This is a genomic window from Streptomyces mirabilis (genome assembly GCF_018310535.1).
Taxonomy (GTDB): Bacteria; Actinomycetota; Actinomycetes; order Streptomycetales; family Streptomycetaceae; genus Streptomyces.
Map to the genome: position 1 here is coordinate 7,090,643 of NZ_CP074102.1, position 26,945 is coordinate 7,117,587.

Below are 26,945 nucleotides of genomic sequence, written 5' to 3' on the forward strand. Positions count from 1 at the left end.
GTCAGTCTCCGACCTCCACCGGAGCCGCGCCGCCGGCCATCGCCAGCCCCAGCGTCCGTTCGTCCGCCTCGTCCTTCGGGTACGTCGCCGTCACGCGGCCCTCGTACATCACCAGCACCCGGTCCGCGAGCCCGCGGATCTCGCTGAGCTCGGCCGAGACCAGCAGGACGGCGTGGCCCGCGTCGCGGTAGGCGATCAGCTCGTCGTGGATGTTCTGGATGGCGCCGATGTCGACCCCGCGCGTCGGCTGCTCCACCAGCAACAGCGGTGCCTCGTGGTCGAGTTCACGGCCGATCAGCAGCTTCTGGAGGTTGCCGCCGGACAGCGCGGAAGCGGGCACCTCAGGCGTGGCCGCCTTGATGCCGAAGCGCTCGACGAGCCGCCGCGCGTGGGCGCGTACGGCCGCGGGCGGCAACAGCCCGCGGGACGAGAGGGACGTACGGTGGTGGCCCATCGCGAGGTTGTCCGCGACGGACGCGGCGGGCGCCGTACCCACCGCGTGCCGGTCCTCGGGTACGTGGGCGAGGCCTCGCGCCCGCCGTTCGGTCGCGGAGGCGTGCGTGATGTCCCGGCCCCGCAGGGTGACCCGCCCGGCCGTGATCCGCCGCAGTCCGGCCAGCGCCTCGATCAGCTCGCTCTGGCCGTTGCCCGCGACGCCCGCGATGCCGACGATCTCGCCCGCGCGGACGGTGAGCCGGACCTCGCGCACCGCGTCCGTGGTGACATCCTCCACGTCCAGCACCACGTCGCCCGGGGTGCCCGGGGCGTGCACGCGGTCCAGCTCGACCGCGCGGCCCGTCATCGCGGCGGCGATCTCGTCGGCGGTCGTCTCGGCGGTGCGCAGCCGGGCGACGACGCGTCCGTCGCGCAGCACCGTGACGTTGTCGCTGCCTTCGAGGACCTCACGCAGCTTGTGCGTGACAAGGATCACCGTGCGGCCCTGCGCGGTCAGCGACTTGAGTACCGCGAACAGGGCGTCGGCCTCCGCGGGGGTGAGCACCGCGGTCGGCTCGTCGAGGATGAGCGTACGGGCGCCGCGGTGCAACAGCTTCAGGATCTCCACGCGCTGGCGCAGTCCGACCGGCAGGTCGCCGACCCGGGCGTCCGGATCGACGGCGAGGCCGTGCTCCGCGGCGAGTTCGCGCACCCGGCGTCTGGCCGCCGCCCGGTCGACCAGACCGAAGCGGCGCGGCTCGGCCGCGAAGACGACGTTCTCGGCGACCGTCAGAGAGTCGAACAGCTTGAAGCTCTGGTGGACCATGCCGAGCCCGGCGGCCATGGCGGCACCGGGGTCCGCGAAGGTCACCGTACGACCGTCGATCCGTATCTCACCGGCATCCGGCCGCTCCATGCCGTACAGGACCGACATGAGCGTGGACTTGCCCGCGCCGTTCTCGCCCATGAGCGCGTGGATCTCACCGCGCCCGACGGTCAGGTCGACGGCGTCGTTGGCGAGCGTGCCGGGGAACCGCTTGGTGATTCCCCGGAGTTCGACGGCGACCTCGGCGTCAGCTCGCTGCGGGGTCATCGACCTTCAGCTCCCCGGCGACGATCTGGTCGCGCAGCGCCTTGACCTTCGTCAGGACGTCCTTGTGCTGGGCGATGACGCACTTGGAGGAGTCGACGCCGGCCTCAAGACCGGTCAGGCTGATGCCGCCCTCCTTCAGGCCGTACGACACGGTCGTGCCCGCCTTGCCGCCGAGGACCTGGTCGATGCCCTTCTCCACGGCGACGTCCGTGCGCTTGATCACATTGTCGACGACCGTGCCGGGCGAGGAGACGCACTGGTTGACGTCGACGCCGTACGCGAACGCGCCCTTGGCCTTCGCGGCCTCGAAGACGCCGTAGTTGCCGGCCGCGGCCGCCGCCATGATCTGGTCGGTGCCCTTGGACAGGAGCGAGTTCGCCTGCTCCTTCGCGCGCGCCGAGTCGTCGAACGGGGACTGGCCGCCGACGAAGCGCGTCGAAGTGGACGTCTTGGCGGCCACCTTCTTGGCGCCGGCCGCGAACGGGTCGCTGTAGCGCCGGAACTGGGGCGTGTCGAGGACGTCCACCGCGCCGACCTTGCCGCTCTTGCTGAGCAGTCCGGCCTCCGCGCCCGCGAGGTACACGCCCTCGTGCTCGCGGAAGACCGCGCAACCGACGTTCTTGAACGTCTTCGTCGTGCACGCGTCGATCATCAGGAACTGCTGGTCGGTGTGGGCCTTGGCCTGCTGCGCGACCAGGTCGGCGAACTCGAAGCCGACCAGCACGATGACGTCGGGCTTGGCTTCCACCGCGGCCTGCACGTTCTGCTGCTGCGAGGCGGTGTCGGAGGACTCGTAGACCTTCTGCGTCCCGTCGAGCCCCTTGGCCGCGGCCTTCACCCCGTCGACCGCGAGCTTCAGGAACTCGTTCTGCCCGACGGCGTCGGGAGTGACCAGAGTGAAGGACTTGCCGCCGCTCTTGGCGCCTTCGGAGGAACTGTCCTTGGCGGCGGCGTTGCAGGCGGTGGCGAGGAGCGCGGTGCCCGCCGCGAGGGCGGCGAACTGGAGAGGGCGGCGACTTCTGCGGGACACGGGGGACATGGGGATGACCTTCCAGTGGGTGCGGCGGGGCACGCTGGGGCGGCAGCGCGAAGAGGGCGGAGCGGTGAGGGGGGTGGAGCTCGGGATGAACGGCGGGAGCTGAACTGCGGTCAGCTACGACAGCCGTCGGCGGCGCACCGGCCGAAGTCGAGGAAGCGGCGCATCGTGAGCAGCACACGTCCTCCTTCACGTCGGCCTGGGGGCTGCGGGTGCTGGAGAGTAACACCGGTTTCAGGACACGTGTCCGACTGTCTCGAACTGTGGTTCGCAAAGGTCAGGTACGGTGTCGCGCATCTTCGGAACATCAGGAGTGCCCGTTATGCCCCAGGAACTACGCGCCGTCGACTGGACCGGAAACAGCCTCGCGCTCATCGACCAGACGGTGCTGCCGCACCGCACCGAGACCCGCGAGATCCGTGACGTGGACGGGCTGGTGGACGCGATCCAGCGGCTCGTCGTGCGCGGCGCGCCGGCGATCGGGGCGGCGGGGGCGTACGGGGTGGCGCTCGCGCTGTTGCAGGGCGAGCGCGAGGGCTGGTCGGTCGAGGAGACGCGGGCGGCCGTGGCCCGCGTCCGTGCTGCGCGCCCGACCGCGGTCAACCTCATGGTGTGCGTCGACCGGGTGATGGCCCGCTTCGACGAGGGACTGGACGCGGTGCTCGCGGAGGCCGCGGCCGTCCAGCGCGAGGACGTCGAGGCGAACCGGGCGATGGGGGCGTACGGCGCGGACTGGCTGCTCAAGAAGGCCGGGGCGGACCGGCCGCTGCGGGTGCTCACGCACTGCAACACCGGTGCGCTCGCCACCGCCGGCTGGGGCACGGCGCTCGGCGTCATCCGTGAACTGCACGCGCGCGGCCTGGTCGAGGTCGTGTACGCCGACGAGACGCGTCCCCTCCTCCAGGGCTCCCGCCTCACCGCCTGGGAACTCGTCCAGGAGGGCATCCCGCACTACGTCCAGGCCGACGGTGCCGCCGCGGGAACGATTCTGAGGGGCGAGGTCGACGCGGCGATCGTCGGTGCCGACCGCATCGCCGCCAACGGCGACACGGCCAACAAGGTGGGCACGGTCGGGGTCGCCCTCGCCTGCGCGGACGCCGGAATCCCGTTCCTGGTGGCCGCCCCCACCACGACGGTCGACCTGGCCACGGCCACGGGTGCCGACATCCACATCGAACTCCGCGGCGAGGACGAGGTACTGGAGTGGTCGGGCATACGCACGGCGCCCATCGGGTCCCGAGGCCACAACCCGGCCTTCGACGTCACCCCGGGCCGCCTGGTGACGGGCCTGGTGACGGAACGAGGGGTGCTGGAGATATCGGCAGGCGAACTCCCGGCCCACCACCTGCGCTAGCCGCAGGGGGCGGACTCACACGGTGCTTTCGTCCCGGGTGAGTCCACCTCTTTCGTCCCGGGTGGGTCCACCCGCCGCGGTCGCTCAGCGGCCCGTCAGTTCCAACTCCAGCAGCCACTCCACCACTTCGGTGTGATGGCGGGCCCGGCGCGGGTCCGTGCCCCAGACGTACAGGCCGTGGCCCGCGACGACGACCGCCGGCATGCGCGGGTCGCGAGCCGCTTCCAGGCGGTCGCCAAGGACCTTCATGTCCTGGCTGTTGGCGATGACGGGGAGGGTGACCTCGACGTCGTGGGCGGGCAGGCCGACGCCCTTGAGCATCTCCAGGTCCCGGAACACGATGCCCCCGGGCTCCCGGCGCCCCATGGCCACGGACGCGACCGTGTGGACATGGACGACAGCCCCCGCACCCGTGAGCGCGGCCACGCGCGCGTGCAGCTCGGCCTCCGCCGACGGCTTCCCGCCGACGACCGCCGCACCCGAACCGTCCACCAGCACCACGTCGTCGGGCGTGAGTTCACCCTTGTCGTGCCCGCTCGCGGTGACGGCGAGCCGCAGCGGGTCCCGGCTCAGGACGACGGACAGGTTGCCGGACGTGCCGCGCATCCAGCCGAAGGAGGCGAAGCGGGCCGACTCGGCGGCCAGGACCGCGCCCGCCTCCTTGAGGTCGAGGGCCGGCGTCTCGGCGGTCATGTGGTGCTCCTCGCGATGGTGATCTCGTCGAACGTCCCCGCCTGCGGGTGATCGCCGACGCCCTGCTCGTAGTACGGCTCCCCGGGGCGGCGTACCCCCACGGTCCGCCACCCGGCCGCCCGCGCCGCGTCCAGCTCGCCGGGCCGGTCGGAGAGGAACAGCAGCCGGTCGGGCGCGCTGCCCAGCGCCGCGGCGATCGTCGCGTACGACGCCGGCTCCTGTTTGGGCCCCGCGTTCTGCGTGTCGTACAACCCCTCGACGAGCGGCAGCAGATCGCCCTCGGGACTGGACCGGAACCAGGCCCGCTGCGCGGCCACGGACCCCGACGAGTACACGTGCAGCCGTACGCCCGCCGCGTGCCACGCGCGCAGCGCCGGGACGACGTCCTCGTAGAAGTGCGAGACGAGGTCGCCGCGTGCGAAGCCCTCGGACCAGATGATGCCCTGGAGGGTCTTGAGCGGGGTGGCCTTGCGATCCTCGTCGAGCCAGCCGTTCAGGGCCTTCTCGACGCGGGCGGCGTCCGCGTCGGGCTCCGCGATCAGCTCCCGCACCTGCGCGGTCGCCCGCGCCACCTCCGGATCACCGCTCCGCTCCGAGAGCAGTGCTCCGAACCGGGAGCGGGAGTACGGGTACAACACGTCCACGACGAAGCCCGTGGCGCTCGTGGTGCCCTCGATGTCGAGCACCACGGCGTCCACGTCGAACCGGAGCGTCACGCCGTGGCCCGGTCCCGCTGGTACCCCGCGTCGATCGTGTCGAAGTCCGGGAAGCGGTCCGCGATCCGGTCACCGGTGAAGTTCCCGACCCAGCCGTCCTCCTCGTGGAAGAACCGGATCGCGGTGAACGACGGCGACGTCCCCATGTCGAACCAGTGCGTCGTACCGCGCGGCACGCCCAGCAGGTCGCCCTTCTCGCACAGCACGGCGTGCACCTCGCCGCCGACGTGGAGGTAGAAGATCCCGGACCCCGAGACGAAGAAGCGCACCTCGTCATCGTCGTCGTGCGTGTGCTCCTGGAGGAACTTCGCGCGCGCCCCCTTCGCCTTGGCGGGGTACTCGGGGTCGTCGCTCGGGTGCAGCCCGAGGACGTCGACCGTCGTGAAGCCCTCCTCCGCGTTCAGCTTCTCGATCTCGGCACCGTAGGCGGCGAACACCGTGTCGCTGTCCGCGTCCGCGGGCACGTCCTCGCGGACCGGCCACTGCTCGTAGCGCACACCGATCGGCGCGAGCGCGGCGGCGATCTCGGCCGGGTCGGAGGTACGGCGCACCAGTGTCTCGGGTCCGGACTCGGGCCAGCTCGTCAGCAGGGTCATGAGAGAAACTCCAAGGGATGGATGGGATGTCCGGATACCGAGACTGGCATCGGTGCCCGGACCGGAGTTGAGGAAGGCGGCGTGCAGGAGGCGGGAGAGCCGGTGGTCAGCCGCGACACGCCGCGCCGGTGCAGCGGTGCATCGCTGTCGCGCATGGTGTCGTCATCGGAAGCCTCACTGTCCAACGTCGTCCGGCGATGGTAACTCCCGCCCGGTGATCGGCCGAGTGCGACGAAGCGGTTGTTCCACATACTGAGAAACGACGTCCAATACTTTGACGGCTGGCTGGAAACGTTCACATGATCTGCCTATGAAGACGCTGCTGCTCGTGCGGCGGCTGTACGTGGACTTGCTCCGGTCGACCACAGCCCGCTGTCGCTGACCTCCCCCCGGAGCGCTCAACCACGCCCCGCCCTCGGTGCGTTCCCCGTGAACCCGAGGCGCCCGCCCGTGTACGAGACGTATGTCGCCCTGGCATGTTTCCTCCCCGGCGCTCCGGACCGGCACTCCCTCTTCGCCTCGCTCATTCTGCTTGTCCAGCCCTGGAGCCCTCATGTCCCGTACCGCCCGCACCCGCGCCCCCCTCGCCGCGCTGTCGCTCGCTTCCGTCTCCGCGCTCTTCCTCGCGGGCTGCTCCCAGTCCTCCAACGCCTCGCAGAGCGCCGGTGACCGGGCCGCCTCGGCCTCCGCCGCGACCGGCAAGAAGCCCGCCCCGTTCAGCAAGGGCGACGTGAAGGTGGCCCTGGTCCGGCAGAGCGGCGCCGGCGACTACTTCGAGCAGTGGGGCAACGGCGCCAAGGCGCAGGCCAAGGCCCTCGGCATCGACCTGACCGTGTACGACGCCCAGGCCGACAACGCCAAGCAGGCCACCGACCTGTCCTCGGCCATCAACTCCGGCGCGCAGGCCATCATCGTCGACCACGGCTTCCCGGCCACGATCCAGCCCGAGATCGACCAGGCGGTGAAGAAGGGCATCAAGGTCGTCGTCTACGACGTCGAGACCACCAACAAGAGCGTCGTCAGCACCAAGCAGGACGACGCGAGCATGGCGCAGGCCGTGCTCGACGTCATGGCGAAGGACCTCGGCAAGAACGCCAAGGTCGGTTACGTCAACGTCGCCGGGTACGCCGCCCTCGACAAGCGCGACAGCGTCTGGAAGAAGACCGCCGACGCCAATGGCTGGAAGCAGGCGTTCAAGGTCGGCAAGGTCACCGACTCCACCGCCACCGACAACGTTCCCCTGGTGTCCGCCGCGCTCACCCAGAACTCCGACGTGACCGGCGTCTTCGCCCCCTATGACGAGCTCGCCAAGGGCACCGTACTCGCCGTTCAGAACAAGAAGCTCCAGGGCAAGGTGAAGGTCTTCGGGGCGGACGTCTCCAACGCCGACATCCAGAACATGACCGCCAAGGACAGCCCGTGGGTCGCCACGGCGGGCACCGACCCGTCCGCGGTCGGCGCCGCCGTCGTCCGTACGGCCGCCCTGGAACTGGCCGGTCAGCTGAACACCACCTCGGTCGAGTTCCCGGCCGTCGCCATCACCCAGGACTTCCTGAAGCAGAACAAGATCGAGAACATGGACCAGCTGCGCACGGCGCTGCCCGCGCTGAACCTCTCCAAGGTCAGCACCGCGGACTGGATTCCCAATGTCGCCCACTGACGCACCGGTGGAGAGCGCGGCGGTCGCCCTCGACGACGTCAGCATGGCCTTCGGGGGCAGGACGGTGCTCGCCTCCGTCTCCCTCGACATCGCGCCGGGCAGCGTCGTCGCGCTGCTCGGCGCGAACGGCGCCGGCAAGTCCACGCTCATCAAGATCCTGTCCGGTGTGCACACGGAGCACGGCGGACAGGTGAGCGTGAACGGCGTGCCCGCCGCGCTCCACTCCCCCCTCGCCGCCCGCCGGCTGGGCATCCAGACAGTGCACCAGCGCATCGGCGAGGGCATCGTGCCCGGCCTCTCGGTCGCGGAGAACCTGGTCTTCGAGGAACTGGCCCAGACGCGCGGCAACCCGTTCCTGAACGGACGCCGGCTGCTGGCCCGCGCCCGCGAGATCCAGTCGGCCCTCGACCTCGGCTGGAGCGACGCCGTGCTCAGGCGGGACGTCACCGAACTCGGCATCTCCGACCGCCAGTTGCTGATCCTGGCCCGGGCCCTGGCGACCCGGCCCCGCCTCCTCGTCCTCGACGAGCCGACCTCCGCGCTCTCCGCCACCGAGGCGGAGCGCCTGTTCGCGCTCGTCGAACGGATGAGGTCGGAGGGCATCGCGGTGCTCTACGTCTCCCACCGCCTCGGCGAGATCGACGCGCTCGCCGACCGCCTGGTCGTCCTGCGGGACGGCCGTCTCACCGAGGACCAGGTCAAGCCCTTCGACTGGGACAGCGCCCTGCGCGCCATGCTCGCCCAGGCCCAGGAGACGACCACCGCCCGGCCGCAGCACACGGGCGAACACGGCGAGGTCGTCCTCTCCCTGCGCGGCGTCCCGCTCCTGGCGGGCCACCCGCCCCAGGACCTCGACCTGCGCGCCGGCGAAGTCACCGGCGTCGTCGGGCTGCTGGGCGCGGGCAAGACCGAACTGGCCCGCGGCCTCTTCGGCGCCGCACCCTTCACCGGGGGAGCCGTCGAGCTGGACGGCAAGCCCTACGAGCCGCGCCGCCCGGCCGACGCCATCCGCGGCGGCATCCACCTGGTCCCGGAGGACCGGCACGCGGACGCGCTGGTCCCCGGCTGGTCGGTGGCCCAGAACATCTCCCTGCCGTTCCTCAGGTCGCTCTCCACGGTGGGACTCGTGAGCCGCGCCAAGGAGGACGCGCTCGGCCGCGCCACCATCGAGCAGCTCGGCGTCGTCGCCAGGGACGAACACAGCACCGTCGAGGAGCTGTCCGGCGGCAACCAGCAGAAGGTCGTCGTCGGCCGCTGGCTCGCCGAGAACCCCCGTGTCCTCATCCTGGACGAGCCGTTCCGAGGTGTGGACATCGGCGCCCGCCGCGACATCGGCCGCCGCGCCCGCGCCCTGGCCGCCGAAGGAGCCGCCGTCCTCGTCCTGTCCGCCGACGTCGACGAGATCCTCGAGATCGCCGACCGGGTCGTCGTCCTGGCCGCGGGCGAGATCCGCCTCGACGCCTACGGGGAAGACGCGGAGCGCGACCGCGTGATCCAGACCATCTCGGCGTCCGTCTGATGCCCGGCACACCAGGAAGTACGCCATGACCACCACCCAGAGCACCCCCGCGCGGGCGGCGACCCCATCCGCGCCCGCCGTCGGCCACCGGATCCAGAGCGCCGTCATCAAGTACGGCTTCGTCTTCGTCACCGTCACGCTCTTCACGTACTTCGCGATCAGCGAGCCGTCCTTCCGCGACTCGGCGACGCTCCTCGACACCCTCCGGTACGTCTCCGTCGCCGCCATCCTCGGCCTCGGCGTCACGCTCACCATGGCCGTCGGCGGAATGGACATGTCCGTCGGCGCCGTCGCCGGGCTCGGCGTCACGGTCGCCGCGAAGACGATGGTCACCTACAACCAGGTCGGCACGGTCGCGATCCTCGCGGTCGTCGCGGCGGGCGCACTGGCCGGGTTGCTGAACGCCCTGCTGATCGTCGTCCTCAAGATCCCCGACATGCTGGCCACGCTCGGCACCATGTTCGTGATCCAGGGCACCAAACTCATCCTGGTCGACGGCCAGTCCATCACCCCCGGCATGACCCGGTCCGACGGCACCACCGCGCCCGGCAGGTTCACCGAGGGCTTCCTGCGCATCGACCGCGGCACCCTACTCGGCGTACCCGTCTCGGTGCTGATCTTCGGCGCGCTGACCGTCGTCGCCTGGGTGTTCCTGGCCCGCACCCGCTGGGGGCGTGTGCTGTACGCGATCGGCGCCAACCCCGAGGCCTCGCGACTGGCCGGCATCCGGGTCGGCGCGTACCGGGCACTCGCCTACGTCCTGTCCGGCGTCCTCGCCTCCATCGGCGGCCTGATCCTGGCCTCCCGCATCGGCCAGGGCGATGTCTCCGCCGGTACCTCCCAACTGCTCGAAGCCGTCGCCGTCGCCCTCGTCGGCACCTCCGTCCTCGGCCGGGGCCGCCCCAACGTGTGGGGCACGGCCCTGGGCGCCGTCCTGATCGGGATCATCACCACGGGTCTGACCATCAAGGGACTGCCGTACTACACGCAGGACGTCGTCGAGGGCGCGGTCCTCATCCTCGCCCTGGTCTTCAGCTTCACCCTGTCCAAGCGCCGCACCGCATAAGGGAGTTACGAGTCGATGGGCTACCGCATCCTGGAGACCGAGGACGTCGCCGGCTATCTGCGCGAGCGCGGCCACTGGGGCACCGACGAGCCGGCGGTCCGCGAGGTCTCCGACGGCAACATGAACCGCGTCTTCCTCGCCACCGCCAACGACGGCACCCGGAGCCTCGCCGTCAAGCAGGCCCTGCCCTGGGTGCGGGTCGCGGGCCCCTCCTGGCCGATGAGCCCCGAGCGCGCCGACGCCGAGGCCCGCGCCTACGAGCAGGTCGCCAAGGTCGCCCCGGACAAGATCCCGGCGATCCACGGCTACGACTCCGACAACTACGCCCTCGTCATGGAGGACATGTCCGACCTGGAGGTGCTGCGCACGATCCTCAACGAGGGCGGCACCTACGGCCCGGACACCTCCCGCCGCGTCGGCGAGTTCGTCGCCCAGCTCTCCTTCGCCACCAGCGACTTCGGCATGCCCTCCGCCGAACGCAAGGCGCTGATCGCGGCCTCCGTCAGCCCCGAGCTGTGCAAGGTCACCGAGGACGTCGTGCTCTGCGAGCCGTACCTCGAGCACGAGCACAACCACTGGCACCCCGGCCTCGACGACCTCGCCGCCGCCTTCCGCTCCGACCCGCGACTGCGCACCGAGGTCGCCGAACTGCGCCACCTCTTCATGACCGGCGCACAGGCCCTGCTCCACGGCGACCTGCACACCGGCAGCATCATGGTCGGCACGCGCGAGGGCGCCCCGGTGGTACGGGTCTTCGACCCCGAGTTCTCCTTCGTCGGGCCGATCGGCTTCGACCTCGGCCTGTACTGGGCGAACACGCTCGTCTCCGCGGCCCGCGCGGACGCGCTCGGTGTCGAGGGCGACCACGGCGACCAACTCCGGCTCTCCTGGGACGCGTTCAGGGCGGAGTTCCGCCGCCTGTGGCCGACCCGCGTGGACACCTTCTTCGACGACGCCTTCCTCGACCGCTTCCTGGACCGCCTCTGGACCGAGTCCCTGGGCTTCGCCGGCGCGGAGATCGTCCGCCGCGTCATCGGCTTCGCCCACCTCACCGACCTCACCACCCTCCCGGACCCGGTACCCGCCTCCCGGCGCGCGCTCCTCCTCGGGCGCGAACTGATCGTCCGCCGCGCGGAGTTGACGTCACCAGAGGATGTCGAGGCTCTCCTGCGCTGACGGGCGCTCGGCCGTGGCGGCGCACGCGGAGGGGCGGCTCCCCCCGTGGGAGCCGCCCCTCAAACCGATCGGATCACCCGCTCAGGGTGTGGTCACTTCTTGTCGAGCAGGTCCTGCACCTTGCCGCGGACCTCGTCCGTGGCGAGCCCGCGGATCGTCAGCGTCGTACGGCGGCGCAGCACGTCGTCCGTCGTCTCGGCCCACTCGTGGTCGCGGGCCCACACGACCTGCGCCCAGATCTCCGGGGCGTCCGGGTGGACGCGCTCGCCGAGCTCCGGGTTCTCGTTGGCCAGGCGCGCGATGTCGAAGGCCAGCGAACCGTAGTGCGTCGCCAGGTGCTTGGCGGTGTCGGCGCCCATACGGGGGCCGGGCGCCGGGCCGTCGACGAGCAGCCGGTGGGCGACCGCGCGCGGGTTGGCGACACCCGGCAGCGGCAGCTTCTTCGGCAGCTCGGAGATCGGCTCGAAGTCCTCGCCCAGCGGGTGGCCCGGCAGCGACTCCAGCTTCTTCATGACCGTACGGCCGATGTGCCGGAAGGTGGTCCACTTGCCGCCCGCGACGGACAGCATCCCGCCACGGCCCTCCGTGACGACCGTCTCGCGCTTGGCCTTCGAGGTGTCGCCGGGACCGCCGGGCAGCACCCGCAGACCGGCGAAGGAGTACGTGATCAGATCACGGGAGAGCTGCTGGTCGCGGATGGAGAACGCGGCCTCGTCCAGGATCTGGGATATGTCCTTCTCGGTGACCGAGACATCCGCCGGGTCGCCCTCGTACTCCTCGTCGGTCGTGCCGAGCAGCAGCATGTCCTCCCAGGGGAGGGCGAAGGTGATGCGGTACTTGTCGATCGGGGTCGCGAGCGCGGCCTTCCAGGGGGAGGTGCGCTTGAGGACCAGGTGCGCGCCCTTGGAGAGGCGGATGGACGGCGCCGCGTTCGGGTCCTCCATCCTGCGCAGGTGGTCGACCCAGGGGCCGGTGGCGTTGAGGACGAGGTGCGCGTTGACCCCGAACTCCGCGCCGTTCGTACCGTCCTTGAGGTCCGCGCCCGTGACCCGGCCCTTGGTGAAGCGCAGGCCGGTCACCTCCGCGTGGTTGAGGACGACCGCGCCCGCCTCGACGGCCGCGCGGACCGTCATCAGCGCCATGCGCGCGTCGTTCATCTGGTCGTCGCCGTACACGGCCACGGCCTTGAGGTTCTCGGTGCGCAGCTCCGGCACGTCCTGCTGCGCCTTGGCCGGCGAGAGCAGGTGGCCGACGCCGTCGCCGAACGCCGACAGTGCGGAGTAGGCGAAGACGCCCGCCCCGAGCTTCGCCGCGCCGTGCGGCCCGCCCTTGTACACGGGGAGGTAGAACGTGAGCGGGTTCGCCAGGTGGGGGGCCACCTGGCGGGAGACCGCACGGCGCTCGAAGTGGTTCTCCGCCACCAGCTTCACCGCGCCGGTCTGCAGGTAGCGCAGACCGCCGTGGAGCAGCTTGGAGGAGGCGGAGGAGGTGGCGCCGGCGAAGTCGCCGGCGTCGACCAGAGCCACCCGCAGACCGGACTGCGCGGCGTGCCAGGCGGTGGAGATGCCCAGGATGCCGCCGCCGATCACGAGAAGGTCGTACGTCGCCTTGGAGAGCTGCTCCCGGGTCTCGGCGCGGCTCGGGTTGGAGCCGGAGGCCGGGTGCGTACCGAGGGCAGGCACGGACTGCAGGGTGGACTGACTGGTCATTGCGGGTCGTTACTCCTTGTCAGTTCTCGTCTTCGATCCAGCCCATGGTCCGCTCCACGGCCTTGAGCCAGCTCTTGTACTCACGGTCGCGGATCTCCGCGTCCATGTTGGGGGTCCATTCCGCGGCCCGGCGCCAGTTGGCGCGCAGGTCCTCGGTGTTGGTCCAGAAGCCGACGGCGAGACCGGCGGCGTAGGCGGCGCCGAGGCAGGTGGTCTCGGCGACCATCGGGCGCACCACGGGGGCGTCCAGGACGTCGGCCAGGGTCTGCATCAGCAGGTTGTTGGAGGTCATGCCGCCGTCGACCTTGAGGGCCGTGAGTTCGACGCCGGAGTCCTTCGTCATGGCGTCGGTGATCTCACGGGTCTGCCAGGCGGTGGCCTCCAGGACGGCGCGCGCGATGTGCGCCTTGGTGACGTACCGGGTCAGACCGGCGATCACACCGCGGGCGTCGGAGCGCCAGTACGGGGCGAACAGACCGGAGAAGGCCGGCACGAAGTAGGCACCGCCGTTGTCCTCGACCGAGGACGCGAGGGTCTCGATCTCGGCGGCGGACTTGATCAGGCCCATCTGGTCGCGCATCCACTGCACCAGCGAACCGGTGACGGCGATCGAGCCCTCGAGGGCGTAGACCGGAGCCTGGTCGCCGATGCGGTAGCCGACCGTGGTGAGCAGGCCCGAGTACGAGTTGATGATCTTGTCACCGGTGTTCATCAGCATGAACGTGCCGGTGCCGTACGTGGACTTGGCCTCGCCCTCGGAGAAGCAGGTCTGGCCGAACAGGGCCGCCTGCTGGTCGCCGAGCGCGGAGGCGACCGGGATGCCGCCGAGCAGCTCGCCGAGCCGGCCGCCGGTCACCTCGCCGTACACCTCGGCGGAGGAGCGGATCTCCGGCAGCATGGCCAGCGGGACGCCGATGGACTCGGCGATCTTGTCGTCCCATGCCAGGGTGTGCAGGTTCATCAGCATGGTGCGGGAGGCGTTGGTGACGTCGGTGACGTGGTGGCCACCGTTCGCACCGCCCGTCAGGTTCCAGATGACCCAGGTGTCCATGGTGCCGAAGAGGATGTCCCCGGCCTCGGCGCGCTCGCGCAGGCCGTCGACGTTGTCGAGCAGCCAGCGGGCCTTGGGGCCGGCGAAGTAGGACGCGAGCGGCAGGCCGGTCTCGCGGCGGAAGCGGTCCTGGCCCACGTTGCGGCCGAGCTCCTTGCAGAGCGCGTCGGTGCGGGTGTCCTGCCAGACGATGGCGTTGTGGACGGGCTCACCGGTGTTCTTGTCCCACAGCACGGTGGTCTCGCGCTGGTTGGTGATGCCGATGGCCTTGATGTCGTCGCGGGTGATGCCGGCCTTCTCGATGGCCCCGGCCACGACTTCCTGGACGTTGGTCCAGATCTCGGCGGCGTTGTGCTCGACCCAGCCCGGCTTCGGGAAGATCTGCTCGTGCTCCTTCTGGTCGACGGAGACGATGCGTCCGTCGCGGTCGAAGACGATGCAGCGGCTGGACGTGGTGCCCTGGTCGATCGCGGCGATGAAGGGCCCGGCGGTGTGTGCGTCGGTCACGGTGTGCTCCTGAAGGTTCCGTATGAAAGGGGCTGACTCACGGCGTATTGCTCACAGCCTGACGGCGTATTGCTTACGGCTCGGAAAACCTTGCGGTTCAAAGAGGGCCCGAGGCCCGAAGGCCTCGGGGTTTTAAGCAAAGGCGACGTTGTAGAGGCCTGCGGCGATCGCGCCGCCGATCAGCGGACCGACGACCGGAACCCAGGCGTAGCTCCAGTCGGAGCCGCCCTTGTTCGGCAGGGGGAGCAGCGCGTGCACGATGCGCGGGCCGAGGTCACGGGCCGGGTTGATCGCGTAACCGGTGGGTCCACCGAGGGAGAGGCCGATGGAGACAACCACCAGCGCGGTGATCAGGGCGCCCAGCGGGCCGAGGCCGTTGCCCTTGTCGTTGAGACCCTGCGTGAGAACCGCGAGCACCAGCACGACGGTGGCGATGATCTCCGTGGCGAGGTTCTGCACCGCGTTGCGGATCTCGGGGCCAGTGGAGAAGATACCGAGCACGGGGCCCGCGCCCTTCTCCTCCGCCTCGACGGCCTTGGCACCAGCGGCCTGCGCGTCCGCGGCCCCGACGATGTCGGGGTCGGTCAGGTGCGCGTGGAACTGTCCGTAGTACACGACCCAGACCAGCGTGGCGCCGATCATCGCGCCGAGCAGCTGGCCGCCCCAGTACACCGGCAGGTTGTTCCAGCCGCCGTCCTTGATGGTCAGCGCCAGCGTCACGGCCGGGTTCAGGTGTGCGCCGGACAGCGGCGCGGAGGTGTAGACCGCCGTGAGGACCGCGAAGCCCCACCCGAAGGCGATGGCGAGCCAGCCGGCGTTTCTGGCCTTGGAGGCCTTCAGCGTGACGGCGGCACAGACGCCACCGCCGAGCAGGATGAGTATGGCGGTACCTATGGTCTCGCCGATGAAGATGTCGGAGCTGGACACCCGCGACTCCTTTGTCCTTCGTCCAGGGGAAGGCGAACCCCGGGTCCCACCGGTGGTTCGCGCCCTCGGGGGTGAGGGCGATGCCGGCCCATGGCGTTGTCACACTCTAACGCGTATTGCCGGTAGGTGTTCGACAATGCCGACCGATGGACGGGAGTCTTGCCCTGGGGTTACCAGCTCGTCAAGGGTTCCGTTATCGAAAACACGATCGTTATTGATCGCTGCGAGTTATCGATCTTGAGAGGCCTCGGCGGCTCGCGCGTACATGCCAAAAGGGGCCGGTACGTAGGACACGTACCGGCCTGTTGTCGTACGGGGTTCAGCTCGTCGTTCGGGGTGTCAGAACCGTCCGGCTCCCAGGTCCCGGGAGACCGCGCGGGCGCAGTCCCGCACCGCCGCGATCAGCTCGGGGCGCAGCTCGCCGTCCCGGCAGATCCGCTCCACGGCTCCCGTGATGCCCACCGCGCCCACCGGCATGCGCCGCCGGTTGTGGATGGGTGCCGCGACCGAGGCGACGCCCGTCCATGTCTCCTCGACGTCGTCGGCGTACCCGCGTGCGCGGGTCAGGTCGAGGACTCCCTCGAACTGCTCCGGTTCGACCGTCGTGCGGGCCGTGAACGTCTTCCGCTCGGCCTCCAGGACCTCGCTGTGCGCCACCGGGTCGTAGGCCGACAGGACCTTGCCCAGGGCTGTGGAGTGCAGCGGCTGCATGGCCCCGACCTCCAGCACCTGACGGCTGTCGTCGGGCCGGAACACGTGGTGCACGATCAGCACGCCGTGTTGGTGCAGCACACCCAGGTAGACGCTCTCGCCGCTGGAGCGGGCCAGGTCGTCGGTCCACACCAGCGCCCGCGCGCGCAGCTCGTGCACGTCGAGATAGGTGGTGCCGAGCCGCAGCAGCTCGGCACCCAGCTGGTAACGCCCCGAGACGCTGTCCTGTTCGACGAAGCCCTCCTGCTGGAGGGTGCGCAGAATGCCGTGGGCCGTACCCTTGGCCAGGCCCAGCGAGGAGGCGATGTCGGACAGACCGAGCTGCCGCTCGCCGCCCGCCAGGAGCCGCAGCATCGCCGCCGCCCGTTCGAGCGACTGGATGTTCCGTGCCATCGCCGTGCTGCCTCCGTCCCCTTCGACCGACAGCGTGCGCCTCCGCTACCGCCGTTCGGCAATGTCGAACACTACCGTTCGTTGCCGAGCTCCCGCTAATGGGTCGTCGCAACATGTTCGGTCTGTCTTAACACCCCGGACGCACACGCCACGCCCGTCCGCCCCGTGGACGCCCCTGACCCTGTGACGGTGCTCGGGCTACCCTGACGGCGTGCGCCTTCCATGGGAAGCGCAAAGCCGACAGCCGTCGCACTTCAGGGAGCACCTTCATGGCTTCGTTGCCGAACCCGTCCCTTTCGTCCGAGCTTGCCGAGAACCGGACCCGCATCGCCGCGCTCCGCGAGGCGCTCGCCGAGCGTGTCGTGGTGGCCGACGGCGCGATGGGCACGATGCTGCAGGCGCAGGACCCGACGCTCGAGGACTTCGAGAACCTCGAGGGCTGCAACGAGATTCTGAACCTCACCCGCCCCGACATCGTCCGTTCCGTCCACGAGGCCTACTTCGAGGTGGGCGTGGACTGTGTGGAGACGAACACCTTCGGCGCCAACCACTCGGCGCTCGGTGAGTACGACATTCCCGAGCGCGTGTACGAGCTGTCCGAGGCCGGTGCGCGCATCGCCCGCGAGGTGGCGGACGAGTTCACGGCGTCCACCGGACAGCAGCGCTGGGTGCTCGGCTCCATGGGCCCCGGCACCAAGCTGCCGACTCTGGGCCACGCCCCGTACACCACTCTCCGCGACGCCTACCAGCAGAACGCCGAGGGCATGATCGCCGGTGGTGCCGACGCGCTGATCGTGGAGACCACTCAGGACCTGCTTCAGACGAAGGCCGCGGTCCTCGGCGCCCGCCGCGCGATGGACGCCACCGGCCTGGTCCTGCCGCTCGTCGTCTCGGTGACTGTCGAGACCACGGGCACCATGCTGCTCGGCTCCGAGATCGGCGCAGCGCTGACCGCGCTGGAACCGCTCGGCATCGACATGATCGGCCTCAACTGCGCCACCGGCCCCGCCGAGATGAGCGAGCACCTGCGCTATCTGGCCCGCCACTCCCGCATCCCGCTGTCCTGCATGCCGAACGCCGGTCTTCCGGTGCTCGGCAGGGACGGCGCGCACTACCCGCTGACGGCACCTGAGCTGGCCGGCGCCCAGGAGACCTTCGTACGCGAATACGGCCTCTCCTTGATCGGCGGCTGCTGCGGTACGACCCCGGAGCACCTGCGCCAGGTCGTCGAGCGGGTCCGCGATCTCACCCCGACCGCCCGTGACCCGCGCCCCGAACCCGGCGCCGCCTCCCTCTACCAGACCGTCCCGTTCCGCCAGGACACCGCGTACATGGCGATCGGCGAGCGCACCAACGCCAACGGCTCGAAGAAGTTCCGCGAGGCCATGCTGGAGGGCCGCTGGGACGACTGTGTGGAGATGGCCCGCGACCAGATCCGCGAGGGCGCCCACATGCTCGACCTGTGCGTCGACTACGTCGGCCGGGACGGCGTCGCGGACATGCAGGAACTCGCCGGACGCTTCGCCACCGCCTCCACGCTGCCCATCGTCCTGGACTCCACCGAGGTCGAGGTCCTGCGCGCCGGCCTGGAGAAGCTCGGCGGCCGGGCCGTCATCAACTCCGTCAACTACGAGGACGGTGACGGCCCCGAGTCCCGCTTCGCGAAGGTCACCCGGCTGGCGCAGGAGCACGGCGCGGCGCTGATCGCGCTGACCATCGACGAGGAGGGCCAGGCCCGTACCGTCGAGACCAAGGTCGCCATCGCCGAACGGCTCATCGAGGACCTGACGACGAACTGGGGCATCCACGAGTCGGACATCCTCATCGACGCCCTGACCTTCACCATCTGCACCGGCCAGGAGGAGTCCCGGAAGGACGGCATCGCCACCATCGAGGCGATCCGGGAGCTCAAGCGCCGCCGCCCCGACGTGCAGACCACGCTGGGCCTGTCGAACATCTCCTTCGGTCTCAACCCGGCCGCCCGCATCCTGCTCAACTCGGTCTTCCTCGACGAGTGCGTCAAGGCGGGCCTGGACTCGGCGATCGTGCACGCGTCGAAGATCCTCCCCATCGCGCGCTTCGACGAGGAGCAGGTCACCACCGCCCTCGACCTGATCTACGACCGGCGCATCGCCCAGCAGGGCGACGAACCAGCCTACGACCCCCTCCAGAAGCTGATGGCGCTGTTCGAGGGCGCCACCACCAAGTCGCTGAGGGCGGGCAAGGCCGAGGAACTGGCCGCGCTGCCCCTGGACGAGCGACTCAAGCGGCGCATCATCGACGGCGAGAAGAACGGCCTCGAGGCCGACCTCGCCGAAGCCCTCCAGACCCGCCCCGCCCTCGACATCGTCAACGAGACGCTGCTCGACGGCATGAAGGTGGTCGGCGAGCTGTTCGGCTCCGGCCAGATGCAGCTGCCGTTCGTGCTCCAGTCCGCCGAGGTCATGAAGACCGCGGTCGCCTACCTCGAACCGCACATGGAGAAGTCGGACGCCGAGGGCAAGGGCACCATCGTGCTGGCGACCGTGCGCGGCGACGTGCACGACATCGGCAAGAACCTCGTCGACATCATCCTTTCCAACAACGGCTACAACGTCGTCAACCTCGGCATCAAGCAGCCGGTCTCCGCGATCCTGGACGCCGCCGAGGAACACCGGGCCGACGTCATCGGCATGTCGGGCCTGCTGGTCAAGTCCACGGTGATCATGAAGGAGAACCTGGAGGAGCTCAACCAGCGCGGTCTGTCCGCCGAGTACCCGGTCATCCTCGGCGGCGCCGCCCTGACGAGGGCGTACGTCGAGCAGGACCTGCACGAGATCTACGAGGGCGAAGTCCGCTACGCCCGGGACGCGTTCGAGGGCCTGCGCCTGATGGACGCGCTCATCGGGGTCAAGCGGGGCGTGCCGGGGGCCGTGCTGCCGGAGCTCAAGCAGCGCCGGGTGCGCGCCACCGCACCGACGGTCGTCGAGGAGCGCCCGGAGGAGGGTCACGTCCGCTCGGACGTCGCCGTCGACAACCCGGTGCCCACCCCGCCCTTCTGGGGCACCCGTGTCATCAAGGGCATCCAGCTCAAGGAGTACGCCTCCTGGCTGGACGAGGGCGCCCTGTTCAAGGGTCAGTGGGGCCTGAAGCAGGCCCGTGCGGGCGACGGACCGACGTACGAGGAACTCGTCGAGACCGAGGGCCGGCCCCGGCTGCGCGGACTGCTGGACAAGCTCCAGACCGACAACCTGCTCGAAGCGGCCGTCGTCTACGGCTACTTCCCCTGTGTGTCCAAGGACGACGACCTGATCCTCCTGGACGAACAGGGCAACGAGCGCACCCGCTTCACCTTCCCGCGCCAGCGCCGCGGACGGCGGCTGTGCCTGGCCGACTTCTTCCGGCCCGAGGAGTCCGGTGAGCGGGACGTCGTCGGCCTCCAGGTCGTCACGGTCGGCTCCCGCATCGGCGAGGAGACGGCCAAGCTCTTCGAGTCGAACTCCTACCGCGACTACCTCGAACTGCACGGCCTGTCCGTGCAGCTGGCCGAGGCCCTCGCCGAGTACTGGCACGCCCGCGTCCGCTCCGAGCTCGGCTTCGCCGGTGAGGACCCCTCGGCCATCGAGGACATGTTCGACCTCAAGTACCGCGGTGCCCGCTTCTCCCTCGGCTACGGTGCCTGCCCCGACCTGGAGGACCGCGCCAAGATCGCCGAACTCCTGGAGCCCGAGCGCATCGGCGTCCACCTCTCGGAGGAGTTCCAGCTGCACCCCGAGCAGTCCACGGACGCGATCGTGATCCACCACCCGGAGGCGAAGTACTTCAACGCGAGGTGACTCGGCGCGAGGCGAGTCAGCGGGCCCCCACAACCAACAGGCGTTTCACCTGACGCCGTCGTACACTGGACGGTCCACAGCAGGCCGGTTCCCCCTGAGGGAACCGGCCTTCTCGTCCCTCAAGGAGGTGCGCCAGGATGACCACTACGGTTCCCGCGCTCGGTACCCGTACGGCCGAAGGCTCAGCGCTGCAGGCCGTGCTCCTGGACATGGACGGCACCCTGGTGGACACCGAGGGGTTCTGGTGGGACGTCGAGGTCGAGATCTTCCGGACGCTCGGGCACACCCTCGACGACTCCTGGCGCCATGTGGTGGTCGGCGGCCCCATGACCCGCAGCGCGGGCTTCCTGATCGAGGCCACCGGGGCCGACATCACGCTCGGCGAGCTCACGGTGCTGCTCAACGACGGTTTCGAGGACCGTATCGACCGGGCGCTGCCGCTGATGCCGGGGGCGGCCAGACTCCTCGCGGAGCTCGCCGCGCACGAGATCCCCACCGCCCTGGTCTCCGCCTCGCACCGGCGCATCATCGACCGTGTTCTGGCCTCCCTGGGCCCCCAGTACTTCGCGCTGACCGTCGCGGGCGACGAGGTGGAGCGGACCAAGCCCTTCCCCGACCCCTATCTGCTGGCGGCGTCCGGACTCGGCGCCGAACCGGCCCGGTGTGCCGTCATCGAGGACACCGCCACGGGCGTCGCCGCCGCGGAGGCCGCGGGCTGCCACGTGGTCGCCGTCCCCTCCGTCGCCCCGATCGCCCCCGCCGTCCGGCGCACGGTCGTGACCTCCCTCGAAGAGGTCGACCTGCCTTTTCTCCGTGGCCTGATGACGGAAATGCGCTAGGCGTTCACCCAGCGTGCATAACCGAATGTGCCGCTATCCCCTGCGTATCCGCAGGTAAGGGCCCCGGACCTGCCACGGGAAATTCAATCCGGGGCCGGATGGCCGAATTCCGGTACTCTCCCACCGAGTTGGCGGTGTGAGGTTCGTCACCTGGCAGGGGGTCGACATTCGGACTGCCGTGTGCAGTGACCCCCCTTTCGGGGGTGGTCGACGTGCCCTTGTGTCCCGATTGGTGGAACGCTGCACTAATCCTTCCGCTGTCGGGTTATCGGTGCGTCCACGCCCGGTTTCGCAGCGTGATGGGAACTCAACTCCGGTCTCTGCGGGCCGCCCTGGTGGTGCGGACTAATGTCGTCGCGAGAACCTCGCCATAACCCCGGTGACTCGCCCGCACCACCCCTGCATGGCGGGTACACGGACACGACAGCTCTGGAGAAACTCGAGCATGAACCGCAAGACTTTGGTGCTGCCGGCCGTTGTCGGCTTGCTCGCCCCGGTGCTCGCCGCGTGTGGCGGTTCCAACAGCGGGGGAAGCGGCGGCGACGCGATCGTCGTGGGCACCACGGACCGGTTCACCGCATCGAAGGATGCCCCGGCTCCTCTCGACCCGGCGTACGCGTACGACGTCGGCACCTGGAACATCCTGCGCCAGACCGTGCAGACGCTGATGGTTCAGCCCCGCGGTGACGGCGACCCCCAGCCCGAGGCTGCCGAGAGCTGCGGTTTCACCGACTCCGGCAACGAGCGTTACGCCTGCACGCTGCGCGACGGACTGAAGTTCGCGAGTGGTGACCCGATCACCGCCAAGGACGTGAAGTTCTCGATCGACCGCGCGATGTCACTCAAGGCCGACAGCGGTGTGTTCGCGCTGCTGTCCACCGTCGACACCGTGGAGACGCAGGGCGACCGCCAGGTGATCTTCCACCTGAAGACCGCGGACGCCACCTTCCCGTTCAAGCTGTCGACCCCGGTCGCCGGCATCGTGAACCCGAAGGACTACGAGAAGGGCAAGCTGCGCGACGGCTTCTCCGTCGACGGCTCCGGCCCGTACACCCTCCAGGCCGACGTCAAGAACGACGAGGCCGACAAGATCACCTTCACCAAGAACCCGAACTACAAGGGTCTGTTGAAGCCGAAGAACGACAAGGTCGAGATGCGCTCCTTCGAGAGCGCCGACGCCATGGGCGCCGCGCTCAACAAGGGCGACATCGACCTCATGACCCGCGCGATGACGCCGGCGCAGATCACCAAGCTCGGTGCCGCCGGTGCGACCGGCAAGATCGACCTGGTCGAGATGCCCGGCCTCGAGATCCGCTACCTCGGCTTCAACACCGATGACCCGACGGTGAAGAGCAAGGCCGTCCGCCAGGCCATGGCCGAGGTGATCAACCGCGGCGAGCTCGTCTCCAAGGTGTACGGCTCCCAGGCCGAGCCGCTGTTCTCGATGGTCCCGGCCACCATCACGGGTCACTCCAACTCGTTCTTCAACAAGTACGGCGACCCGAGCGTCTCCAAGGCCACCACGACGCTGAACAAGGCCGGCATCACCACCCCGGTGAAGCTCACCCTGCACTACACGACCGACCACTACGGCTCGGCCACCGGGCAGGAGTTCGAGGTGCTGAAGAAGCAGCTCAACGCCAGCGGCCTGTTCAGTGTCGAGATCAAGGGCGAGCCCTGGACGACGTTCCGTCCGGCCGAGAAGAAGAACGAGTACCAGGTCTACGGCATGGGCTGGTTCCCCGACTTCCCGGACGCCGACAACTACCTGGCGCCGTTCCTCGACAAGGACAACACCCTCGGCTCGCCGTACGTGAACTCCACGATCCGCGGCACGCTGATCCCGGAGTCCCGCCGCGAGGCCGACCGCCTCACCGCGTCGAAGAGCCTCACCGAGATCCAGGACAAGGTGGCCGACGACGTACCGCTCCTGCCGCTGTGGCAGGGCAAGCAGTACATCGCCGCGCGGGACGACATCACCGGCACCGAGTGGGCGCTCAACTCGTCCTCCACGCTCCAGCTGTGGGAGCTCGGCCGCGGTGTGAGTGGCTGACCGGTCCTTCACAGGGCGCCGGGTCCCGTGGACCCGGCGCCCGACCGCCCGACCCGGCGCCCGCTCCACGTGGCGTTCCAGAGAAACAATGACAAGGCACCTCCTCGTGAACATGCGCAACCAGTGGCCAGTCCTGTCCGTCGCGACGGGGCTGGCCGCCGGTCTGCTCGCCGGCTGCGGCTCGCAGACGAGCGAGCCCGGCAGCACAGGCTCCTCCCTGGTGATGGGGATGTCCGACGACGTCCTGGCCACCGACCCGGCATCCGGTTACGACCCGGGGTCCTGGCTGTTGTTCAACAACGTCTTCCAGTCGTTGCTGAGCTTCCCCGACGGCGGTACGGAGCCGGTTCCCGAGGCGGCCAAGGAGTGCGCGTTCTCGGACGCCACGACCAAGGTCTACAAGTGCACGCTCCAGGACGGCCTGAAGTTCAGCAACGGTGACGCCCTCACCTCCGAGGACGTCAAGTTCTCCTTCGACCGCATTCTGAAGATCGACGACGCCTCCGGTCCGGCCGTCATGTTCCCCATGCTCGACACGGTCCAGACCCCGGACTCGAAGACCGTCGTCTTCAGGCTGAAGTACGCCGACGCCACCTTCCCCAGCAAGATCGCCTCCGGCGCCGGCTCGATCGTGGACCACCAGCAGTACGCGGACAACGGGCTGCGCAGGGACGACCAGGCGGTCGGCTCGGGCCCGTACAAGCTGGACTCCTTCGGCAAGGACCAGGCCGTCTTCTCGGTCAACGACAGCTACAAGGGCACCGCCAAGGTGAAGAACTCCGGCATCACGCTGAAGTTCTTCCACGGCGACCAGACCGCCCTGAAGAAGGCGCTGCTGAACCACCAGGTCGACATCGCCTACCGAGGTCTCGCCGCCGACGACATCGCGGACATCAGCAACGACACCTCCACCGGCAGGGGCGTCAACGTCGTCGAGGGCACCAGCGCCGAAGTCCAGCACATGGTCTTCAACATGGACGACCCGGTCGCCGGCAAGCTCGGCGTGCGCAAGGCCATCGCCTATCTGCTCGACCGCGAGGCCCTGGTCAACAAGGTCTACAAGGACACCGCGACGCCGCTGTACTCGATCGTCCCGGCCGGTGTCACCGGCCACAACACGGCCTTCTTCGACCGCTACGGCGCCCGCCCCTCGAAGACGAAGGCCGCCGCCGCGCTCCGGGCCGAGGGCATCACCGGCAAGGTCGAGCTCACGCTCTGGTCGACCCCCTCGCGCTACGGCCCCGCCACCGACCAGGAGTTCAGGGCGATCGCCCAGCAGCTCAACGCCAGCGGGCTGTTCGACGCGACCGTGAGGTCCGTCGCGTACAGCCAGTACGAGAAGGACATCGCCAAGGGCAAGTACGGCGTGTACGTGAAGGGCTGGGTGCCCGACTACCCGGACCCCGACAACTTCACGGCCCCCTTCTTCGGCAAGGGCAACGTGCTGAGCAACCACTACACGAACAGCACGATCACCGGTCGGCTCATCCCGAAGACGGCCGCCCAGAGCGACCGCTCCTCGACCGACACCGAGTACGGCAAGATCCAGGACATCGTGGCCGAGGACCTCCCGGTCATCCCGATCTGGCAGGCCAAGCAGTACGCGATCGTGCGGGACAACGTCTACGGCCTCGAGTACTGCCTCGACGCCTCGACGGTGTTCCGCTTCTGGGAGATCAGCAAGGACTGACTCCACCACCGCCGGTACGAACGCCGAGGGCGCCCTCTTCGTGGAAGGGGGCGCCCTCGGTCGTGCTCCTGGGGGAGTGGACGGCGTATCGGGGGTTACTGCTGTGCGCCCGGGCGCACCAACCCGCTCTCGTACGCGTACACCGCGGCCTGCACCCGGTCGCGCAGCCCCAACTTGGTGAGCACATGGCCCACATGCGTCTTGACGGTGGTCTCGCTGACGAACAGGTCGGCGGCGATCTCCGCGTTCGACAGGCCGCGCGCCACCAGCTTCAGCACCTCGACCTCCCGCTCGGTCAGGGTGTGCAGCGTGTCGGGCACCGGCTCGTCGCCGGAGGGCAGATGACCCGCGTACTTGTCGAGAAGCCGACGGGTGATGCTCGGCGCGAGCATCGCCTCGCCCGCGGCGACCACCCGGATCGCCTGCACCAGCTCATTGGCCGGCGCGTCCTTGAGGAGGAAGCCGCTGGCCCCGGCGCGCAGCGCCTCCACCACGTACTCGTCGAGGTCGAAGGTCGTCAGGACGAGCACCTTGGCCGGTCCGTCCCGCCCCGGCCCGGTGATCTGCCGGGTCGCCTCCACCCCGTCCATCCTCGGCATACGGATGTCCATCAGAACCACATCGGGCTGCAGCGCACGTACCTGATCGAGTGCCTGGAGACCGTCACCGGCCTCACCGACGACCGCGATGTCCTGCTCCGCCTCCAGAATCATCCGGAAGCCGGTACGCAGCAGCGGCTGGTCGTCGACCAGTAGGACGCGGATGGCCACGTAAGTCTCCTTGAGGTCTGTCCGGCGGACCAGGCCGGAGCTGAGCAACGCGCCGGACAGGCCCTAATCCCGCCCCATTCTGCCCTGCTCGGTGACGCCTGACTCCGGCGCCCTGACCGGCAGCGGATAGGGCGGGGGAGTACCGCCGAATTCCGGACATACGGCTTGGTGGTCGCACCAACCGCAGAGCTTGGTGGGCCTCGGTCGCCAGTCGCCCGTCTCGGTGGCCTGCCGGATCGCCTCCCACAGGGCGAGCAGCTTGCGCTCGACCCGCTCCAGGTCCTCGATCATCGGGTCGTACGTCACCACGTCGCCGCTGCCGAGGTAGACGAGCTGGAGCCGGCGCGGGACCACCCGCTTCAGCCGCCACACCACCAGGGCGTAGAACTTCATCTGGAACAGCGCACCCTCGGCGTACTCCGGCCGCGGCGCCTTGCCCGTCTTGTAGTCGACGATCCGGACCTCGCCCGTCGGGGCCACGTCGACGCGGTCGATGATGCCGCGCAGCTTCAGCCCGGAGTCGAGCCGGGCCTCGACGGCCAGCTCGCGCTCGGCGGGCTCCAGCCGCGTCGGGTCCTCAAGACTGAACCAGCGCTCCACCAGCTGCTCGGCCTCGCCCAGCCAGCGCGTCAACCGCTCGCCGTCGGGATCGTCGGCGAACAGCTCCACGACCTCCGGCCGCGTCTCGCGCAGCCGGTCCCACTGCCCGGGAATGAGCGACTTGGCGCGCGGAGCCGTCCGCTCCGCCGCCGGAGCGTCGAAGAGGCGCTCCAGCACCGCGTGGACCAGCGTGCCGCGGGTGGCCGCCTCACTCGGCTTCTCGGGGAGTCTGTCGATCACCCGGAACCGGTAGAGCAACGGGCACTGCATGAAGTCGCCGGCCCGTGAGGGTGACAGCGAGCTCGGAGGCAGGGCCGGTCGGGCCGCGGGAACCGCCGACGCGTCCGTCGCCTCGGCCACGGCGGCTTCGGCCACGTCAGCCTCGGCCACGGCAGCCTCGGCCACGGCAGCCTCGGCCGTGACGGCTTCGGCCGCGTCGGCTTCGGTCGGCTCGGGCGGCACGGCGCCCCCGGTGCTGGTTTCCATGTCCACAGACCTTACGGCCCGCCACTGACAGTGAGTGCACAGTAGGGGCT

At 69.7% G+C, this 26,945-nt stretch carries 20 protein-coding genes; 9 read left to right on the forward strand and 11 right to left on the reverse strand.

Annotated elements, in window-relative coordinates; translation table 11 throughout:
* Position 1: 1 nt before the first annotated feature.
* Both SMIR_RS31290 and SMIR_RS31295 read right to left on the reverse strand, forming a co-directional pair.
* Positions 2 to 1,528 carry an ABC transporter ATP-binding protein gene (locus tag SMIR_RS31290; RefSeq protein ID WP_168490191.1) on the reverse strand — a complete coding sequence of 509 codons (1,527 nt, stop codon included), beginning with the start codon at positions 1,526 to 1,528 and terminating at the stop codon, positions 2 to 4.
* On the reverse strand, positions 1,509 to 2,558 hold the full coding sequence (locus tag SMIR_RS31295) for a BMP family ABC transporter substrate-binding protein (protein WP_168500929.1): 1,050 nt from the start codon (positions 2,556 to 2,558) through the stop codon (positions 1,509 to 1,511). Before SMIR_RS31295 ends, SMIR_RS31290 begins: the two co-directional genes overlap by 20 nt.
* 328 nt (positions 2,559 to 2,886) lie before the next feature.
* Here SMIR_RS31295 and mtnA point away from each other — a divergent pair, with 328 nt between their 5' ends.
* Positions 2,887 to 3,918, forward strand: a complete 1,032-nt coding sequence (mtnA, locus tag SMIR_RS31300; protein ID WP_168490190.1) for an S-methyl-5-thioribose-1-phosphate isomerase — start codon at positions 2,887 to 2,889, stop codon at positions 3,916 to 3,918.
* Positions 3,919 to 4,002: 84 nt separating this feature from the next.
* Here mtnA and mtnB read toward each other — a convergent pair whose 3' ends face one another.
* From mtnB to SMIR_RS31315, 3 genes are read right to left on the reverse strand one after another with little or no spacing between them, the layout of a single operon-like run.
* Positions 4,003 to 4,611: a methylthioribulose 1-phosphate dehydratase gene (mtnB, locus tag SMIR_RS31305; protein WP_168490189.1), complete on the reverse strand. Its 609-nt coding sequence runs from the start codon at positions 4,609 to 4,611 to the stop codon at positions 4,003 to 4,005.
* Entirely contained in the window at positions 4,608 to 5,327 is a 720-nt protein-coding gene (gene mtnC / locus SMIR_RS31310; RefSeq protein ID WP_168490188.1) for an acireductone synthase, read from the reverse strand. Before mtnC ends, mtnB begins: the two co-directional genes overlap by 4 nt.
* Positions 5,324 to 5,923 (reverse strand): 1,2-dihydroxy-3-keto-5-methylthiopentene dioxygenase, encoded by a 600-nt coding sequence (locus SMIR_RS31315; protein WP_168490187.1) that lies wholly within the window; start codon positions 5,921 to 5,923, stop codon positions 5,324 to 5,326. The genes mtnC and SMIR_RS31315 overlap by 4 nt, the downstream gene beginning before the upstream one ends.
* 553 nt (positions 5,924 to 6,476) lie before the next feature.
* On the opposite strand from SMIR_RS31315, the gene SMIR_RS31320 reads away from it, so the two are divergent.
* Genes SMIR_RS31320 through mtnK form a run of 4 tightly spaced genes read left to right on the forward strand, consistent with a single transcriptional unit; the run spans position 6,477 to position 11,344 of the window.
* Entirely contained in the window at positions 6,477 to 7,583 is a 1,107-nt protein-coding gene (locus tag SMIR_RS31320; RefSeq protein WP_168490186.1) for a substrate-binding domain-containing protein, read from the forward strand.
* The gene (locus SMIR_RS31325) at positions 7,570 to 9,102 is read left to right on the forward strand and encodes a sugar ABC transporter ATP-binding protein (protein WP_168490185.1); all 1,533 of its coding nucleotides are present in this window, start codon (positions 7,570 to 7,572) and stop codon (positions 9,100 to 9,102) included. The genes SMIR_RS31320 and SMIR_RS31325 overlap by 14 nt, the downstream gene beginning before the upstream one ends.
* A 25-nt stretch (positions 9,103 to 9,127) precedes the next feature.
* Positions 9,128 to 10,168, forward strand: coding sequence for an ABC transporter permease (locus SMIR_RS31330; RefSeq protein WP_212727666.1), 1,041 nt, complete (start codon positions 9,128 to 9,130; stop codon positions 10,166 to 10,168).
* Between the two features lie 15 nt (positions 10,169 to 10,183).
* Entirely contained in the window at positions 10,184 to 11,344 is a 1,161-nt protein-coding gene (gene mtnK / locus SMIR_RS31335; RefSeq protein WP_168490183.1) for an S-methyl-5-thioribose kinase, read from the forward strand.
* 92 nt (positions 11,345 to 11,436) lie between these two features.
* Here the strand turns inward: mtnK and SMIR_RS31340 are convergent, their stop codons facing one another.
* From SMIR_RS31340 to SMIR_RS31355, 4 genes are all read right to left on the reverse strand, one after another.
* A complete protein-coding gene (locus SMIR_RS31340) occupies positions 11,437 to 13,053 on the reverse strand; it encodes a glycerol-3-phosphate dehydrogenase/oxidase (protein ID WP_101406091.1) in 1,617 nt (538 codons plus the stop codon).
* Positions 13,054 to 13,072: 19 nt separating this feature from the next.
* Positions 13,073 to 14,611, reverse strand: coding sequence for a glycerol kinase GlpK (gene glpK, locus SMIR_RS31345; RefSeq protein WP_101406092.1), 1,539 nt, complete (start codon positions 14,609 to 14,611; stop codon positions 13,073 to 13,075).
* Between the two features lie 132 nt (positions 14,612 to 14,743).
* Entirely contained in the window at positions 14,744 to 15,538 is a 795-nt protein-coding gene (locus SMIR_RS31350; protein WP_101406093.1) for an MIP/aquaporin family protein, read from the reverse strand.
* Between the two features lie 339 nt (positions 15,539 to 15,877).
* Positions 15,878 to 16,642, reverse strand: a complete 765-nt coding sequence (locus tag SMIR_RS31355; RefSeq protein ID WP_067365314.1) for an IclR family transcriptional regulator — start codon at positions 16,640 to 16,642, stop codon at positions 15,878 to 15,880.
* 269 nt (positions 16,643 to 16,911) lie between these two features.
* Between SMIR_RS31355 and metH the strand changes: the two genes are divergently transcribed.
* The 4 genes from metH to SMIR_RS31375 all read left to right on the forward strand — a co-directional run bounded on the left by metH (position 16,912) and on the right by SMIR_RS31375 (position 25,039).
* Entirely contained in the window at positions 16,912 to 20,457 is a 3,546-nt protein-coding gene (gene metH, locus SMIR_RS31360; RefSeq protein ID WP_212727667.1) for a methionine synthase, read from the forward strand.
* A 137-nt stretch (positions 20,458 to 20,594) separates the two neighbouring features.
* Positions 20,595 to 21,296, forward strand: a complete 702-nt coding sequence (locus tag SMIR_RS31365; protein ID WP_067365320.1) for an HAD family hydrolase — start codon at positions 20,595 to 20,597, stop codon at positions 21,294 to 21,296.
* Positions 21,297 to 21,741: 445 nt separating this feature from the next.
* Complete coding sequence (locus SMIR_RS31370) at positions 21,742 to 23,349, forward strand: ABC transporter substrate-binding protein (RefSeq protein WP_168490180.1); 1,608 nt, start codon at positions 21,742 to 21,744, stop codon at positions 23,347 to 23,349.
* Positions 23,350 to 23,455: 106 nt separating this feature from the next.
* A complete protein-coding gene (locus SMIR_RS31375) occupies positions 23,456 to 25,039 on the forward strand; it encodes an ABC transporter substrate-binding protein (protein ID WP_168490179.1) in 1,584 nt (527 codons plus the stop codon).
* Positions 25,040 to 25,134: 95 nt separating this feature from the next.
* On the opposite strand, the gene SMIR_RS31380 is transcribed toward SMIR_RS31375, so the two are convergent.
* Both SMIR_RS31380 and SMIR_RS31385 read right to left on the reverse strand, forming a co-directional pair.
* Positions 25,135 to 25,809, reverse strand: coding sequence for a response regulator (locus tag SMIR_RS31380; RefSeq protein ID WP_075027695.1), 675 nt, complete (start codon positions 25,807 to 25,809; stop codon positions 25,135 to 25,137).
* 63 nt (positions 25,810 to 25,872) lie between these two features.
* The gene (locus SMIR_RS31385; RefSeq protein WP_212727668.1) at positions 25,873 to 26,895 is read right to left on the reverse strand and encodes a RecB family exonuclease; all 1,023 of its coding nucleotides are present in this window, start codon (positions 26,893 to 26,895) and stop codon (positions 25,873 to 25,875) included.
* Positions 26,896 to 26,945 lie beyond the last annotated feature (50 nt).

Bases quoted from the DNA above. Each gene is read 5' to 3' on its own strand.
- SMIR_RS31385 (WP_212727668.1), bottom strand. From the start codon at position 26,895: ATGGAAACCAGCACCGGGGGCGCCGTGCCGCCCGAGCCGACCGAAGCC.
- SMIR_RS31325 (WP_168490185.1), top strand. From the start codon at position 7,570: ATGTCGCCCACTGACGCACCGGTGGAGAGCGCGGCGGTCGCCCTCGAC.
- metH (WP_212727667.1), top strand. From the start codon at position 16,912: ATGGCTTCGTTGCCGAACCCGTCCCTTTCGTCCGAGCTTGCCGAGAAC.
- SMIR_RS31340 (WP_101406091.1), bottom strand. From the start codon at position 13,053: ATGACCAGTCAGTCCACCCTGCAGTCCGTGCCTGCCCTCGGTACGCAC.
- SMIR_RS31315 (WP_168490187.1), bottom strand. From the start codon at position 5,923: ATGACCCTGCTGACGAGCTGGCCCGAGTCCGGACCCGAGACACTGGTG.
- SMIR_RS31365 (WP_067365320.1), top strand. From the start codon at position 20,595: ATGACCACTACGGTTCCCGCGCTCGGTACCCGTACGGCCGAAGGCTCA.
- mtnK (WP_168490183.1), top strand. From the start codon at position 10,184: ATGGGCTACCGCATCCTGGAGACCGAGGACGTCGCCGGCTATCTGCGC.
- SMIR_RS31370 (WP_168490180.1), top strand. From the start codon at position 21,742: ATGAACCGCAAGACTTTGGTGCTGCCGGCCGTTGTCGGCTTGCTCGCC.
- SMIR_RS31290 (WP_168490191.1), bottom strand. From the start codon at position 1,528: ATGACCCCGCAGCGAGCTGACGCCGAGGTCGCCGTCGAACTCCGGGGA.
- SMIR_RS31320 (WP_168490186.1), top strand. From the start codon at position 6,477: ATGTCCCGTACCGCCCGCACCCGCGCCCCCCTCGCCGCGCTGTCGCTC.
- SMIR_RS31330 (WP_212727666.1), top strand. From the start codon at position 9,128: ATGACCACCACCCAGAGCACCCCCGCGCGGGCGGCGACCCCATCCGCG.
- SMIR_RS31355 (WP_067365314.1), bottom strand. From the start codon at position 16,642: ATGGCACGGAACATCCAGTCGCTCGAACGGGCGGCGGCGATGCTGCGG.
- mtnB (WP_168490189.1), bottom strand. From the start codon at position 4,611: ATGACCGCCGAGACGCCGGCCCTCGACCTCAAGGAGGCGGGCGCGGTC.
- mtnA (WP_168490190.1), top strand. From the start codon at position 2,887: ATGCCCCAGGAACTACGCGCCGTCGACTGGACCGGAAACAGCCTCGCG.